General features: G+C 73.5%; 1 protein-coding gene. It reads right to left on the bottom strand.

The window, feature by feature from the left end; genetic code table 11:
- Positions 1–41 precede the first annotated feature (41 nt).
- Complete coding sequence (locus G3I78_RS51805; RefSeq protein WP_239157702.1) at positions 42–16,520, bottom strand: type I polyketide synthase; 16,479 nt, start codon at positions 16,518–16,520, stop codon at positions 42–44.
- Positions 16,521–16,743: the final 223 nt, after the last annotated feature.

Consider the following 16,743-nt stretch of genomic DNA (forward strand, 5'->3'; position numbering starts at 1 on the left):
TTTACGGCTGTACGGCTTGTGCGGCTGGCGCGGTGGGTGGGTCAGGACGTGCCGAGTTCGTTGTCGAGCAGGGTGAACAGGTCGTCGGCGGTGGCCGATTCGAGGTCGTCGGCGCCTTGGTCGTCCGTGCTCCGCAGGTCGTTCCAGGTGGAGAGCAGGCGGCGCAGCCGGGCGGTGATGTCCTCGTGTTCCGTGCCGCCGCTGTCGGCGGCCAGGGTCGCCAGCAGGGTTTCCAGGCGGTCTATCTCGGTGTGCACGGAGCTGCCCGACGCGCTTGCGGCGCCCGGCAGTTCGGCGTCCAGATGGCCGGCCAGGGCGGCGGGCGAGGGGTAGTCGAAGATCAGCGTGGCCGGCAGCCGGCGCCCGGCCAGGGCGCCGAGCCGGTTGCGGAGTTCGACGGCGGCCAGCGAGTCGACGCCCATCTCCAGGAAGCCGCGGTGCGGTTCGACGTTCTCCGGTGACCTGTGTCCGAGCACCGCCGCGGTCTGCGTCCGCACCAGTTCCAGCAGTTCGGTCTCGCGGTCCGCCGGGGGCAGGTTCGCCAGCCGTTCCAGGAACGCCGCCGACTCGGCCTGCCCGCTCGCCGCTCCCCCGGCCGCCGTGGTGACGGTCGTCGCACGGCGCGGTGTCGTGTGCGCCAACCCGGCGAGCAGTGCCGGGAGTTCTCCGGTCGCCGCCTGCCGGCGCAGTCCGCCGAGGTCCAGGTGGAGCGGCAGCAGCGCCCCGTCGGGGCGGTCGATTGCCTCGTCGAGCAGCGCCAGTCCGCGCTCCGTGTCCAGCGCGGCCACTCCGGCGCGGGCCATCCGGCTCAGGTCCGCCGCGTCGAGCCCGCCGGTCATGCCGCCGTCGTGCGCCCACAGCCCCCAGCCGAGCGAGACGGCCGGCAGGCCCTGGCTCCGGCGTTGCTGGGCGAGGGCGTCCAAGTAGGCGTTGGCGGCGGCGTAGTTGGCCTGTCCCGCACCGCCGAAGGTGGCGGAGGCGGAGGAGAACAGGACGAAGGCGGACAGGTCCTGGGTGGTGGTCAGCTCGTGGAGGTGACGGGCGGCGTCGGCCTTGGGGGACCAGACGGTGGCCAGGCGTTCGGGGGTGAGCGCGGTGACCAGTCCGTCGTCCAGGAGCCCGGCCGCGTGGACGACGGCGGTCAGGCGTTCGCCTGCCAGCAGGGCCGCCAGCGCGTCCCGGTCGGACACGTCGCAGGCTTCGACACGGACCTCGGCGCCTGCCGCGGTCAGCTCCTGCCGCAGCTCTTCGGCGCCGGGTGTCCGCGGCCCCCGTCGGGAAACCAACAGCAGTCGCCGCGCGCCCTGTTCGGTGACCAGGTGCCGGGCGACCAGGGCGCCCAGGCCGGTCGTGCCGCCGGTGATCAGTACCGTCGCGGAAGGGTCGAACGGCGTGGGTACCGTCAGCACCACCTTGCCCACGTGCCGGGCCTGGCTCATGAACCGGAAGGCGTCCCGCGCCCGCCGGACGTCCCAGGCCCGCAGCGGCAGCAGGGTCAGTTCGCCCGAGCCGAACAACTCCAGGAGTTCCGCGAGCAGTTCCGCGATCCGGTCCGGGCCGGCCTCGATGAGGTCGAAGGCGCGGTAGTCCACGTCCGCGATGTCGCGCACGTCGGTCTTGCCCATCTCCAGGAACCGGCCGCCTTCGGCCAGTACTCCCAGGGACGCGTCCACGAACTCACCGGCGAGCGAATTGAGTACGACGTCGATGCCGGAGAACTTCTTCCCGAAGCCGGTGTCCCGTGACGAGGCGATGTGGTCGTCGTCCAGCCCGAGCGCCCGCAGGGTGTCCCACTTGCCGGGCCCGGCCGTCGCGTACACCTCGGCGCCGAGACGGCGTGCCAGCTGGATGGCGGCCATGCCCACCCCGCCCGCGCCCGCGTGCACCAGCACCGACTGACCGGCCCGCAGTTCCGCCAGATCCCGCCAGGCGTACCACGCCGTCAGGAAGACCACCGGCACCGAAGCGGCCTGCGCGAACGTCCACTCCTCCGGCACCCGGGCCAGCAGTCTGCGGTCGGCCACCGCGACCGGCCCGAAGGAACCGGTCACCATGCCGAACACCCGGTCGCCGACGGCGAGTCCGGTCACGTCGGCGCCGAGTTCCAGCACCACACCGGCGGCCTCGCTGCCGAGCGGTCCGGCCGGTCCCGGGTACATGCCGAGCGCGTTGAGGACGTCGCGGAAGTTGAGGCCGGCGGCGCGCACCGCGATCCGTACCTCGCCCGCTCCCAGCGGTGCCCGGGCCTCCGGGAAGGCGGTCGGCACCAGCGCGTCCAGCGTGCCCCGTTCCGCGCTGTCCAGGTGCCAGGCGTCTGCGGGCACCGCGGGCCCGTCGGCGGGGCCGGCCGGGGCCAGGCGGGGCGTCAGGGCCGTGCCCTCCCGCAGGGCGAGCTGGGGTTCGCCGAGCCGGGTGGCCGCGGCGAGGGCGGCCCACGACCGCGCGGTGCCGTCCACGTCGATCAGCAGCAGCCGGCCGGGGTGCTCGGACTGGGCCGAGCGTACGAGGCCCCAGACCGCGGCGGCGTCCGGGTCGGGTACGGCGTCGGCGGTGCCGGTGGGCACGGCGTTGCGGGTGACGACGGTGAGCGGAAGGTCGGCGGGGGCCGGGATCTCGTCGGCCAGCCAGGCCCGAAGGGTGCCGAGGAGGGCGTCGGGCCCGCCGTCGGTGTGCATGCCGTCGGCGCAGAGCAGCGGGAGGCCGGTGGCGAGGTCGTCCTCCGTGAGCGCGGTGAGTTCGCCGGTCCTGACGTGCGCACCGGTGTCCCGCAGGGCCGTGGCAGCCCGGTCGGCCCCGGCGCCGAGGAGCAGGTGGACGAGGTCCGCGGAGGTGTCCTCGGGCAGGGCGGGGGCGGTCGGCCAGTCCAGCCGGTACAGCGAGCCGCCGTTCGTCGCGGGCCGGGCCGCGCGCAGTTGTCCGGCGTCGACGGGGCGCAGCACCAGGGCGTCCACGGTGGCCACCAACTCCCCCGCTCCGTCGGTCAGTTCGACGGACACGGCGTCGGTGCCCGCGCGGCTCAGCCGGACCCGCAGCGCGGCTGCCCCGGCGGCGTACAGGCGCACTCCGGACCAGGCGAACGGCAGGTGTCCCGTGGCGGCACCGTCCAGGAAGTCGCCGAGGCCGATGGCGTGCAGGGCCGCGTCGAGGAGGGCGGGGTGCAGGGCGTATCCGAGGGCGTCGTCCCGGAGGGTGTCGGGCAGGGCGACCTCGGCGAGGATCTCGTCCTCGTGGCGGCGGACCGAGCGCAGGCCCTGGAAGGCGGGGCCGTAGTCGTAGCCGCGCCCGGCGAGCGCCGGGTAGAAGTCGCGGACGTCCAGCGGCTGCGCGTCGGTGGGCCAGTCGGCCTTCGCGGCGGGGGCGAAGGGCGCGGCGGCGGGCGCCAGTTGGCCGCCGGCGTGACGGGTCCAGCCGGTCGGTGTGCCGGGGTCGCCGGTGTGCGTGGTCGAGTGGACGGTCAGCGGGCGGCGCCCGTCGGCGTCCGGGGCACCGACCCGCACCTGGAGCCGGACCGTGTCGCTCTCGGGGAGGACCAGCGGCGCTTCGAGCGTCAGGTCGTCCACGCCGGCGCAGCCCGTGCGTTCGGCTGCCTGGAGGGCGAGCTCCAGCAGGGCCGTGCCGGGTACGAGGACCGTGCCGAAGACCGTGTGGTCGGCGAGCCAGGGGGTGGTCCGGGCCGAGAGGGCGGCGGTGTAGAGCACACCGTCCTCGTCGGCCAGCGGGACGGCGGCACCCAGCAGCGGATGCCCGGCGGGCTGGACGCCCAGCGTGCCGGGGTCGGCGGTGGGCGAGGGCAGGTCGAGCCAGTAGCGCTCGCGCTGGAAGGCGTACGTCGGCAGGTCCACCCGGTGTGCGCCGATCCCGGCGAACAGCGCCGCCCAGTCCACGGCCGTACCCCGGACGAAGGCGCCGGCCACCCCGGCGACGACCGAGTCGGCCTCCGGACGGCCCGCCCGCAGCAGAGCCTTCCCGGTCCCTTCCGGAACCAGGGCCGAGAGCAGTGCTCCCGGGCCGACCTCTACGAACGTCACCACACCGCGCCCGCTCAGCGTCTTCACGCCGTCGGCGAACCGGACGGTGTCGCGGACGTGTCGGACCCAGTACTCCGGCGAGCACAGCTCCTCGGGGGTCGCGATCTCGCCGGTGAGGTTGGAGACGACGGGGATGCGCGGGGCGTCGTACGACAGGCCCTCGGCAACCGTGCGGAAGTCGTCCAGCATCGGGTCCATCAACGGCGAATGGAACGCATGACTGACCGTCAGCTGCTTGACTCGCAGGCCCTGTTCACGCCAGCGCGCCTCCAACTCGGCCACCGCAACCGCGTCACCGGAGACGACCACCGACGACGGACCATTCACCGCCGCGACCGCCACCCGCTCCTCCAGCAGCGGCAACACCTGGGCCTCGGACGCCTCCACGGCCAACATCGCGCCGCCCTCCGGCAGCGCACCCATCAACCGACCACGAGCCGCCACCAAAGCGCAGGCATCCTCCAGCGACCACACACCCGCCACATACGCGGCCGTGACCTCACCGATCGAATGACCGGCCACGACGTCGGGGCGCACACCCCACGACTCCAGCAGCCGGAACAACGCCACCTCGACCGCGAACAACGCTGGCTGGGTGAACTCCGTCCGGTTGATGCGGCCGTTCGGGCTCTCCGTGAACAGCACCTCTCGCAGCGGCTTGTCCAGTACGGCGTCGAAGTGCGCGCACACCTCGTCCAGCGCGTCCGCGAACACCGGGAAGGCGTCGTACAACTCCCTTCCGGCACCGGCCCGTTGGCTGCCCTGTCCCGAGAAGAGGAAGGCCGTGCCGCCGGGCAGCACCGCGCCCGTGACCACGCCGGGGGCCGTGTCGCCCCTGGCCAGCGTCTCCAGGCCGTGGCGGAGGGCTGCCGGATCGGTGCCGTAGACCACCGCACGGTGGTCGAAGACGTTCCGGCCCGCCGCGAGGGAGTGGCCGATGTCGGCGGGGTCGGTGGTGGGGTCCTTCTCGGTCCAGGCGGCCAGACGGGCCGCCTGGTCACGCAGGGCTGCCGCACCGCGTCCGGTCACGACCCAGGGGAGCACCGGAAGAGAGGCGCCGGTGGGCCCGTGGTCGGGGGCCTCGGCCGCGGGTGCCTCCTCCAGTACCAGGTGGGCGTTGGTGCCGCTGATGCCGAAGGACGAGACACCGGCGCGGCGCGGGTGGTCGGCGTGCCGGGGCCATTCGACCGGTTCGGTGAGCAGTCGTACGGCGCCGGAGGACCAGTCGACGTGGGGCGAGGGCCGGTCCGCGTGCAGGGTGCGGGGCAGGGTGCCGCTCCGGAGCGCCAGGACCATCTTCATGACGCCCGCGACACCCGCGGCGGCCTGGGTGTGGCCGATGTTGGACTTCACGGAGCCGAGCCACAGCGGCCGGTCGTCGGTGCGCTCCTGGCCGTAGGTGGCCAGCAGGGCCTGGGCCTCGATCGGGTCGCCGAGCGATGTGCCGGTGCCGTGCGCCTCGACCGCGTCCACCTCGGAGGCCGTGAGTCCGGCGGCGGCCAACGCCTGCCGGATCACCCGCTGCTGGGAAGGACCGTTGGGTGCGGTCAGGCCGTTGGACGCGCCGTCCTGGTTGACGGCCGAGCCGCGGACCACGGCGAGCACCTGGTGTCCGTTGCGGAGGGCGTCGCTCAGCCGCTCGACCAGGAGCATGCCGGCGCCCTCGGCCATGCCCATGCCGTCGGCATCGGCGGAGAAGGCCTTGCAGCGGCCGTCGGCGGCGACTCCGCGCTGGCGGCTGAAGGTCAGCAGGGCACTCGGGGTGGACATGATGGTGACGCCGCCGGCGAGGGCCAGTTCGCACTCCCCCGCCCGCAGGGCCTGGGCGGCCAGGTGCAGGGCGACCAGCGAGGACGAGCAGGCGGTGTCGACGGTGACCGCCGGGCCTTCCAGCCCGAGGGAGTAGGCGACCCGGCCCGAGACGACGCTGGCGGAGTTGCCGGTGGCGAGGTAGCCCTCGCCGCCCTTGGGGGCGCCGGCGAGGAACGCGGAGTAGTCGGAGCCGTTGGCGCCCGCGAAGACGCCGACCTGACGGCCGCGCAGGGCGGCGGGGTCGATGCCGGCGCGTTCGAGCGCTTCCCAGGAGGTCTCCAGCATGAGCCGCTGCTGGGGGTCCATGGCGAGGGCCTCGCGGGGCGAGATGCCGAAGAAGCCGGGGTCGAAGTGGCCCGCCTCGCTCAGGAAGCCGCCTTCGCGGGCGTAGCTGGTGCCGTCGTGGTCCGGGTCGGGGTGGTAGAGGGCGTCGAGGTCCCAGCCGCGGTCGGCGGGCAGGCCGGTCACGGCGTCCGTGCCGGTGTGCAGGAGCCGCCACAGGTCGTCCGGGGACTCGACGCCGCCGGGGTAGCGGCAGGCCATGCCGATGATGGCGATCGGCTCGTCGGCCGGGACGGGTGCGGTGGCGCGGTCCGCGGTGCCGTCGGGCCGGTCGCCGAGGAGTTCGCGGCGGATCAGGGCGGCCACCGCCAGGGCGTTCGGGTGGTCGAAGACGAGGGTGGTGGGCAGGCGCAGGCCGGTGGCCGCGCCGAGCCGGTTGCGCAGTTCGACGGCGGTGAGGGAGTCGAAGCCGCAGTCCTTGAAGGCGCGGCCCGGTTCGAGGGCGTCGGGGGATTCGTGTCCGAGGACGGCGCCGGCGTGGCCGCGGACCAGGTCGAGGAGGAGGGCGTTGCGTTCCGGGCCGGTGAGAGGAACGAGCCGGTCGCGGAGCGCGGTGGCCGGTCCGCCCGGTGTGTCGGCCGGGCCCGCGGCGCGGGCGGCTACCAGGGCCTGCCGGGCCTCGGGGATGGTGTCGAGGAGCGGGCGGGGGCGGGCCGAGGCGAAGGCCGGCGTGAAGCGGGCCCAGTCGACGTCGGCAACGGCGACGAACGTCTCGTCGTGGTCGAGGACGGTCCCCAGCGCGGTGAACGCGGCCTCGGGGTCGAGGAAGGGCAGGCCCTGGCGGCGCAGCCGTTCCGGGTCGACGCCCTCGGGTACGAGCCGGTCCGCCTCCCGGGTGTTGACGGCGGCCCAGACGCCCCAGGCGACCGAGGTGGCGGTCAGCCCCTGGGCGCGGCGGGACTCGGCGAGGGCGTCGAGGTAGGCGTTGCCGGCGGCGTAGGCGGCGTGGTCGCCGCTGCCCCAGACACCGGCGATGGAGGAGAACAGCAGGAAGGTGTCGAGGGGTTCGTCGCGGAAGACCTCGTGGAGGTTGGCGGCGCCCGCCACCTTTCCGGCCAGGTCCGCGGCCAGCTGCTCCGGGGTGAGCGTGTCGACGGGCAGCAGCTTGATGGACGCGGCGGCATGGACGACGGCGGTCACCGGGGTGCCCTCCGCCGCCAACCGGTCCTTGAGGGCGGCGAGTTGGGTACGGTCGCTGATGTCGCACGCCTCGACGGAGACCCGTACCCCCAAGGCCTCGGCGTCCGCGCGCAGTTGGTCGGCCCCGGGTGCCTCGGGGCCGCGGCGGCTGACCAGGACCAGGTGGTCGGCGCCGGTGCCGGCCAGCCAGCCGGCGATGTGCGGGGCGAGGGTGCCGGTGGCACCGGTGACCAGGACGGTGCCGCGGGCGGACCAGCGCGGTCCCGGGGGCGCGCTGTCGCCGAGCGAGGCACGTTCCAGACGGCGGACGAAGGTACCGGACGCGCGTACGGCGATCTGGTCCTCGTCACCGGGCAGTCCGGCGAGTGCGGCGCAGAGCCGGGCGGCGGCACGGTCGTCGAACTGCGGCGGCAGGTCGAGGAGTCCGCCCCACAGCTGCGGGTGTTCGAGCGCGACGACCCTGCCGAGACCCCACACCTGCGCGGTGACCGGATCCGGGGCACCGTCGGCGCGGCCGACCGAGACGGCACCGCGCGTGGCGAGCCACAGCAGAGCGTGCAGCCCGGTGTCGGCGAGGGCCTGGACAAGGGTGAGCGTGGCCGCCGTACCGTGCTCCGTGGACGGCAGCCCGAGCAGCGAGAGCACGCCGGCGACCGGCCGGTCACCGGGCAGCAGTCGCGCGTACGTCTCCCGGGAGGGGGCGCCAGCGGGGACGGCGACCGGGACAACCGTGGCGCCGTACCGGTCGAGGGCGGCGGCGCACGCGTCGACGACCGGACCGGCCGAGCCGTCGTCCGGGAGCACGAGCAGCCACTCGCCGGTGAGCGCGGGGGTGCCGGTGGGCTCGGTGACGGGCTTCCACACGACCCGGTAGCGCCACGCGTCCAGCTCGGCCGCCTGCCGGTGCGTGGTCCGCCAGTTGGTCAGGGCGGGCAGGACGGCACTCAGGGGTTCGTCGCCGCCGACACCCAGCGCGGTCGCGAGTTCCTGGAGGTCGCCGCGTTCCACGACATCCCAGAACCGGGAGTCGGCCGCGTCCGCCTGCCCCGTTCCGGAACCGTCCTGAGTCGCGTCGAGCCAGTAGCGGCGGCGCTGGAAGGCGTACGTGGGCAGGTCCACGTGGGCTGTCGCCCCGCCGGGGACAAGGGTCCGCCAGTCGACGGGCGCGCCATGGACGAAGGCTTCCGCCAGCGAGGTCAGCAACCGCTCGGGGCCGCCTTGGTCCCGGCGCAGGGTGCCGAGTGCGACACCACCGCCGCGTTCGTCGAAGCAGTCCTGGACGGCAGTGGTGAGTACGGGGTGCGGACTGACCTCGATGAACAACTCATGCTCAGCGGAGGCGAGTTCGGCGACGGCTTCGGCGAGGCGGACGCGGTGGCGGAGGTTGCCGTACCAGTACGCGCCGTCCAGATCGGCCGCCTTGACCCACTCACCGGTATAGGTGGACAGCATCGGCACGCCCGGGGCACGGGAGGTCACCCCGGCCAACGACTCGGTGATCTCCTCCTCCAACGCCTCGACCATCACCGAGTGCGAGGCGTAGTCGACGGCCACGCGACGGGCCTCGACTCCTGCTTGCGCGCAGGCCGCCATGAAGACGTCCAGGGCATCGGCTTCACCGGACACCACCACGGACTGGGGTCCGTTGACCGCTGCGATGCCCACGCCATCGACGAGCAGGGACTCGACGCGCTCGGCACCGGCGAACACCGACACCATCCCGCCGGTACCGGCCAACCGCCGGATCGCCCTCGACCGCAAGGCGACCACCCGCGCGCCCTCATCCAGCGACAGGGCACCCGCCACGCAGGCCGCAGCGATCTCACCCTGCGAATGACCCACCACAGCAGCAGGCTCGACACCCACCGACCGCCACAACGCGGCCAACGACACCATCACCGCCCACAACACCGGCTGCACCACGTCGACTTCGTCGAGGTCACCATCGGTGAGCACGGCCGTCAGCGACCAGTCGACATACCCAGCGAGAGCCGTCTCGCACTCCGCGATCGACGCCGCGAACACCGGGCTGGACGTGAGGAGTTCGCGCCCCATCCCCACCCACTGCGCACCCTGGCCCGGAAACACGAACACGACCCCGTCGCCCTCGACCGCACGGCCGTGCACCACGCCGGGCGTATCGGTACCGGTAGCCAGGGCTCGCAGGCCCGCGCGGTGCTGGTCCACCTCTCGGCCCAGTACGACGGCCCGGTGCTCGAAGACGGCCCTGCGGAACGCGAGTGCGGCGCCCACCTGTGCGGCGTCCGCCGTGGACTCCGTGTGTGCGGCGAGCCGTTCCGCCTGCCCCGCGAGTGCAGCGTCACCGCGCCCGGACACCACCCACGGCACGACGTCCTGTGCCACCAGCGGCGCGAGCTGCCCGGAGGGCCGTTGCTCGGCCGGGGGTTGGGCAGGAGGAGCCTGTTCGAGGACGGTGTGGGCGTTGGTGCCGCTGACGCCGAAGGACGACACCGCGACCCGGCGCGGACGGCCCGTCTCCGGCCAGTCCCGTGCCTCGGTCAGCAGTTCCACCGCACCCGCCGACCAGTCCACATGAGGGGACGGCTCGTCGACATGCAGCGTGCGGGGCAGCACGCCGTGGCGCATCGCCATGACCATCTTGATCACACCGGCAACACCTGAAGCGGCCTGCGTGTGACCGATGTTGGACTTCACCGAGCCCAGCCACAGCGGGGGCTGGTCGTCCCGGTCCTGGCCGTACGTGGCCAGGAGCGCCTGCGCCTCGATCGGGTCACCCAAGGTCGTGCCCGTGCCATGGGCCTCCACCGCGTCCACGTCGGCGGGCGTCAGGCCGGCACTCGCCAGGGCGTCGCGGATGACGCGCTGCTGGGAGGGGCCGTTGGGCGCGGTCAGGCCGTTGGAGGCGCCGTCCTGGTTGACGGCCGAGCCGCGGACCACCGCCAGCACGGGGTGCCCGTTGCGGCGGGCGTCGGACAGCCGCTCCACGAGGAGCATGCCCACGCCCTCCGCCCACCCGGTGCCGTCGGCCGCGCCCGCGAAGGGCTTGCAGCGGCCGTCGGCGGCCATGGCGCGCTGGCGGCTGAAGTCGACGAAGATGCCGGGGGTGGACAGGACGGTGACGCCACCCGCGAGAGCCAGGTCGCACTCGCCCGAGCGCAGGGCCTGGGCGGCCAGGTGCAGGGCGACCAGCGAGGACGAGCACGCCGTGTCCACGGTGACGGCCGGGCCCTGGAGGCCGAAGGTGTAGGAGACCCGGCCGGAGGCGACGCTGCCCGCGCTGCCGTTGCCGAGGTATCCCTCCAGTTCCTCCAGGTCCTCCGGGCGTCCGCCGAAGAGCCGGGAGGCGTAGTCGTGGTACATGAGCCCGGCGAACACTCCGGTGCGGGAGCCCTTCAGCGTCTGGGGGTCGATACCGGCGTGCTCGAAGGTCTCCCAGGAAGTTTCGAGGAGCAGTCGCTGCTGCGGGTCCATGGCGAGGGCCTCGCGCGGGGAGATGCCGAAGAATCCGGCGTCGAACTCGCCCGCGTCGTAAAGGAATCCGCCTTCGCGGGCATAACTGGTGCCGGGTCGTTCGCCGTGCGGGTCGTAGAGCTTGTCGTGGTCCCAGCCGCGGTCGCCGGGCCAGGGTCCGACGGCGTCGGCGCCGGCCGAGACCAGCCGCCACAGGTCCTCAGGTGACGCGACACCGCCGGGGTAGCGGCAGGCCATGCCGACGATGGCGATCGGCTCGTCCAGGGCGACGGCGGTGGGGGTGGCGGCCGGCCGGGGCGCGGTGAGGCCGCCGGCGAGACGGGTGAGCAGTTCGGTGGCCAGGGCGCGGGGCGTGGGGTGGTCGAAGACGAGGGTGGCGGGCAGGCGCACGCCGGTGACGGTGGCGAGCCGATTGCGCAGGCCCACCGCGGTGAGCGAGTCGAAGCCGAGTTCCTTGAAGGCACGGTCGGCGGCGACCTGGCGGGCCGAGTCGTGGCCGAGGACGCCGGCGGCCTCGGTGCGGACGAGGTCGAGCAGAAGTGACTCGCGTTCGGCGGTGCCGAGCCGGGCCAGCTGGGTGGTGAGGGTGGTGTCGTGGGGGTGCCGGGCGGCTATGGCTCGGCGGGCGGTGGGGCGGACCAACGCGCGGTAGAGCGGTGGGAGTTCACCGGGTGCGGTGGTGCGCAGGGCGGGCAGGTCGAGGCGAACGGGCACGAGAATCGCGTCGGTGGCGGTGCCGGTCAGGGCGGCGTCGAGGAGGGCGGTGCCCTGGTCGGCGGTGATCGGCAGGATGCCCTGACGGGCCATGCGGGCGCGGTCGTCGGGGGTGAGGTGGCCGGTCATGCCGGTGGCCTGGTCCCAGAAGCCCCAGGCCAGCGAGACGGCGGGCAGGCCCTGGGCGCGGCGGTGGGCGGCCAGCGCGTCGAGGAAGGCGTTGCCGGCCGCGTAGCCGCCCTGTCCTGGGCTGCCGGCGAGTCCGGCGAAGGCGGAGAAGAGGACGAACGCCGTGAGGTCCAGGTCGCGGGTCAGCTCGTGCAGCAGCCAGGCGCCGTCAGCCTTGGCGCGTAGCGGTACGGCGAGGCGTTCCGCGTCGAGGGACTCCAGGAGTCCGTCGTCGAGGGCACCGGCCAGGTCGACGACCCCGCGCAGCGGTGCCTCGGTGCCGATGCCGTCCAGGACCGAGGTCAGACTGTCCCGGTCAGCCACCTCGCAGACGACCGCCTGGGCGGAGGCGCCGAGTTCGGTCAGTTCGGCGAGCAGGGCGTCGACACCGGGGGTGGCCGCGCCCCGCCGTCCGGCCAGGACCAGGTGCCGTACGCCGTGCCGGGTCACCAGGTGCCGGGCGACGATTCCGCCGAGGACACCGGTGCCACCGGCCAGCAGCACGGTGCCGTCGGGGTCCCACACCGCGCCCTCGCCGTCGGCCGCAAGCCGCTCGGCGCGGGCCAGCCTGGGCACGTGGACCTCACCGGAGCGCAGGGCGACCTGGGGCTCGTCGGCACCGGCCACGGCGGGCAGCACGGCCCAGGAAGCACTGTCGTCGTCGATGTCCACCAGGGCGAAACGGCCGGGGTGTTCGGACATCGCCGTGCGTACGAGGCCCCACACCACGGCTGCGGCCGGATCGGGCACGTCATCGGCGGCTTCCGCCGCCACGGCGCCCCGGGTCAGGAACAGCAGCCGCGAGTCGGCGAACCGCTCCTCCGCGAGCCACTGTTGGACGGCGGACAGGGCGCGGGCGGCCAGCAGGTGGGCGGCGGCGGGAACGTCGGGCTCCCTGGGAGCCGACGCATCGGGTACGTCCGTTCCGGGCACGTCCGTTTCCGCGGTGGTCGGCGCTTCGAACCCGCCAGCCGCCGCGGCCCCGGTCATCGGGAGGACGACCACGTCGGGGGCGCGCTCGCCCCGATCGGCCAGGACGGCGAGGTCACGGTGGCGTTCGCCGGTGAGCGAGGCGGTCCAGGCCGTGGTCATCGTGCCGTCGTCGAGGAGCGCCCAGTTCGGCTGAGCCGAGGGCGCAAAGGTGGGCTGCGCGGGCCAGGTCAGTCGGAACAGGGAGTCGTCGGCGACATGCCGGGTCCCGGTGGGGAGGGGGCGCAGGGTGAGGGCGTCCAGGGTGGCGACGGTCGCCCCGGTGGGGTCGGCGAGGGTGACCGACACCGCGTCCCGTCCGGCGACCGGGACGATCCGCACCCGCAGCAGGGCGGCGCCCATGGCGTGCAGGGTCAGCCCTTCCCAGGCGAACGGCATCCGCGTGGCCCCGACCGTGTCGTGCGTGTGCGCCGTCAGGGCGGCGGCCTGGAGGGCGCCGTCGAGGAGCGCCGGGTGCAGCCCGTACGCCCCCGCCTCGGCCCCTTCCTCGTCCGTGAGGGCGACCTCCGCGTAGACGGTGTCACCGGTGCGCCAGGCGGCTCGCAGCCCCTGGAACGCGGGGCCGTAGCGGTAACCGGCGGTGTCGAGCGCGTCGTAGAAGGCGCCGGTGTCCAGTGGTTCGGCGCCGGGCGGCGGCCAGCTGCCCAGGTCTCCGTCCGGCTGCGCCGCTGTGCCGGGGGCGAGTTGTCCGGTGGCGTGCCGGACCCACGGTGTGTCGGGAGAGGCGGGGTCCGGGTCCGGCTCCAACTGCCGGGCGTGCACGGTCAACGACCGCCGTCCGGCCTCGTCGGGAGCGCCGACGCCCACCTGGACGGCGACGGCGGCCGTGCCCTCGAACGTCAACGGAGTGTGTAGCGTCAGCTCGTCGAGCCGGTCGCAACCCACCTGCCCGCCGGCGTGCAGAGCCAGTTCGACGAAGGCGGTGCCGGGCAGCACCACGGTGTCGCCCACGGCGTGGTCGGCGAGCCAGGGGTGGGAGCGGGTCGACAGACGGCCGGTGAACAGCATCCCGTCGCCGTCCCCCAGGGCGACGGCCGCCCCGAGGAGGGGGTGCCCGGCCGTGCCGAGACCGTAGGCTCCGGCGTCGCCCGCCCGGCGCGAGTGGTCCAACCGGGGCCAGTAGCGCTGCCGTTGGAAGGCGTACGTCGGCAGGTCGACCTGGGCGGACTCGCCGGTCGGCAGCAGCGTCGGCCACTCCACCCGGGCGCCGTGGCAGAACGCTTCCGCCACCGCCATGACGAACTGATCGGCGCTGCCCTGGTCCCTGCGCAGGGTGCCGAGTGCGTGTGCCGGGGCGGCGAGGGTGTCCTGAAGAGCGGGAGTCAGCACGGGGTGCGGGCTCACCTCGACGTACAACCGGTGTCCTGCGGAAGAGAGTTCGGCGACGGCGTCGGTGAGACGGACGCGGTGGCGGAGGTTGGAGTACCAGTAACCGGCGTCCAGATCGCCCGCCTTGACCCACTCACCGGTGTAGGTGGACAGCATCGGCACGTCCGGGGCACGGGAGGTCACACCGGCGAGCGCCTGGGTGATCTCCTCCTCCAGCGCCTCGACCATCACCGAGTGCGAGGCGTAGTCGACAGCCACGCGACGGGCCTCCACACCCGCTTCCGCACAGGCCGCCATGAAGACGTCCAGCGCATCGGCCACACCGGACACCACCACCGAGGCGGGCCCGTTCACGGCCGCGATGCCCACTCCCTCGACGAGCAGCGGCTCCGCCTGCTCGACCGACGCGAACACGGAGACCATCCCGCCGGTACCGGCCAACCGCCGGATCGCCTTCGACCGCAGGGCCACGACTCGGGCGCCGTCTTCCAGCGACAGGGCACCCGCGACACACGCAGCGGCAATCTCACCCTGCGAATGGCCCACCACAGCAGCCGGTTCGACACCGACCGACCGCCACAACGCAGCCAACGACACCATCACCGCCCACAACACCGGCTGCACCACGTCGACTTCGTCGAGGTCGCCATCGGTGAGCACGGCCGTCAGCGACCAGTCGACATATGGCGCGAGGGCCGTCTCGCACTCCGCGATCGACGCCGCGAACACCGGGCTGGACGTGAGGAGTTCACGCCCCATCCCCACCCACTGCGCACCCTGACCCGGAAACACGAACACCACGTCCGAGCCCGTCTCCGCACCGGAGACAACCCGGGGGTGCCCCGCGCCATCAGCCAACGCCCTTGCGCCAGAGCCGAGTTCGGCCGCGTCCCGGCCCAGGACTACCGCGCGGTCCGCGAACAGCGCCCGTGTCGACAGCGCGTGTGCCACCGCGACGGGGTCGACGGTGTCGGAGGCCGCGAGTTCCGCCAGCCGTGCCACCTGGCCGACCAGCGCGTCGGTGCCACGACCGGACACGATCCAGGGCAGGGGCACGGCGCTGTCGGAGGCGAACGGCCGTATTCCCCCGTCCACTTGACCGTCGGTCTCGGTGCCCGGCTCTCGCGTCGGCGTCTCGTCACTCTCGGTCTCCTGCGCGGGCTCCTCTTCGAGTACGAGGTGGGCGTTGGTGCCGCTCATGCCGAAGGAGGACACACCGGCGCGGCGCGGTCGACCGGTCTCCGGCCACTCCCGTGCCTCGGTCAGCAGTTCCACCGCGCCCGCCGACCAGTCCACGTGCGGGGAGGGGGCGTCGACGTGCAGGGTGCGCGGCAGCAGACCGTGCCGCATCGCCATGACCATCTTGATCACACCGGCGACACCCGAAGCGGCCTGCGTGTGACCGATGTTGGACTTCACCGAACCCAGGAGCAGAGGCCGGTCGTCGGCGCGCTCCTTGCCGTACGTCGCCAGCAGCGCCTGCGCCTCGATCGGGTCGCCCAGTGTGGTACCCGTACCGTGCGCCTCCACCGCGTCCACGTCGGCGGGGGTCAGACCGGCACCGGCCAGGGCCTCCAGGATGACGCGCTGCTGGGAGGGGCCGTTGGGCGCGGTCAGGCCGTTGGACGCACCGTCCTGGTTGACCGCCGAACTCCGTACGACCGCCAGCACGTGGTGTCCGTTGCGGCGGGCGTCGCTCAGCCGCTCCACGAGGAGCATGCCGGCGCCCTCGCCCCAGGCCGTTCCGTCGGCCGCCGCCGCGAATGCCTTGCACCGGCCGTCCGCTGCGAGTCCACGCTGTCGGGAGAACTCCACGAAGGCGCCCGGGGTGGACATGATCGTCACTCCGCCGGCCAGTGCGAGGTCGCACTCGCGTCGGCGCAGCGACTGGACGGCCAGGTGCAGGGCGACCAGGGAGGACGAACAGGCGGTGTCGACCGTGACGGCCGGGCCCTCCAGGCCGAAGGTGTAGGCGACACGGCCGGAGACGACGCTGGCGGCGGTGCCGGTGACGAGATGGCCCTGGAGGTTCTCGCTGCTGGATTCGGTGAACAGGGAGGTGTAGTCCTGGCCGTTGGAACCGACGAACACACCGGTCCGGGAACCCTTGAGGGTGTGGGGGTCCAGGCCCGCGCGTTCGAAGGCTTCCCAGGAGGTCTCCAGGAGCACTCGCTGCTGGGGGTCCATGGCCAGGGCCTCGCGCGGGCTGATCTCGAAGAAGGCGGGATCGAAGAGGTCGGCGTCGGCGAGGAAGCCACCGTCACGGGTGTAACTGGCGCCGGGGTGGTCGGGGTCGGGGTGGAAAAGGACATCGAGGTCCCAGCCACGATTGCCGGGGAAAGGCGTCACCGCGTCGGTGCCGTCGGCGACGAGCCGCCACAGCGCCTCGGGGGTGTCGACGCCTCCCGGGTAGCGGCAGCTCATCGCGACGACGGCGATCGGCTCCTGCTCGCCCGCCTCCAGTTCCCGCAGCCGCTGCCGGGTCTGGTGCAGGTCTGCCGTAACCCATTTGAGGTAGTCACGGAGCGTGTTGTCACTCACCATCGCAGGCAACCTCTTCGGGAGAATTCCAAACGGCAGCACGGCTACCGCCGGGCCGAATGCCAGGCGGTGGCATTAATCAGGTCAGAAAGAAGCTCGACGAAAACAGGAAAGGTAAATGGGGGGATTACTCAGAATGGAGAGACAGGGGGGTTGAATTCCGATTGCGACATTAGGCGGCCGCGCAACCGGGCAACAACCCCTACCTGGTCCCCTACTGCTGCAC

Origin of the sequence: Streptomyces sp. SID13726, assembly GCF_010548375.1 — a bacterium.
In the GTDB taxonomy this organism is placed as follows: Bacteria; Actinomycetota; Actinomycetes; order Streptomycetales; family Streptomycetaceae; genus Streptomyces.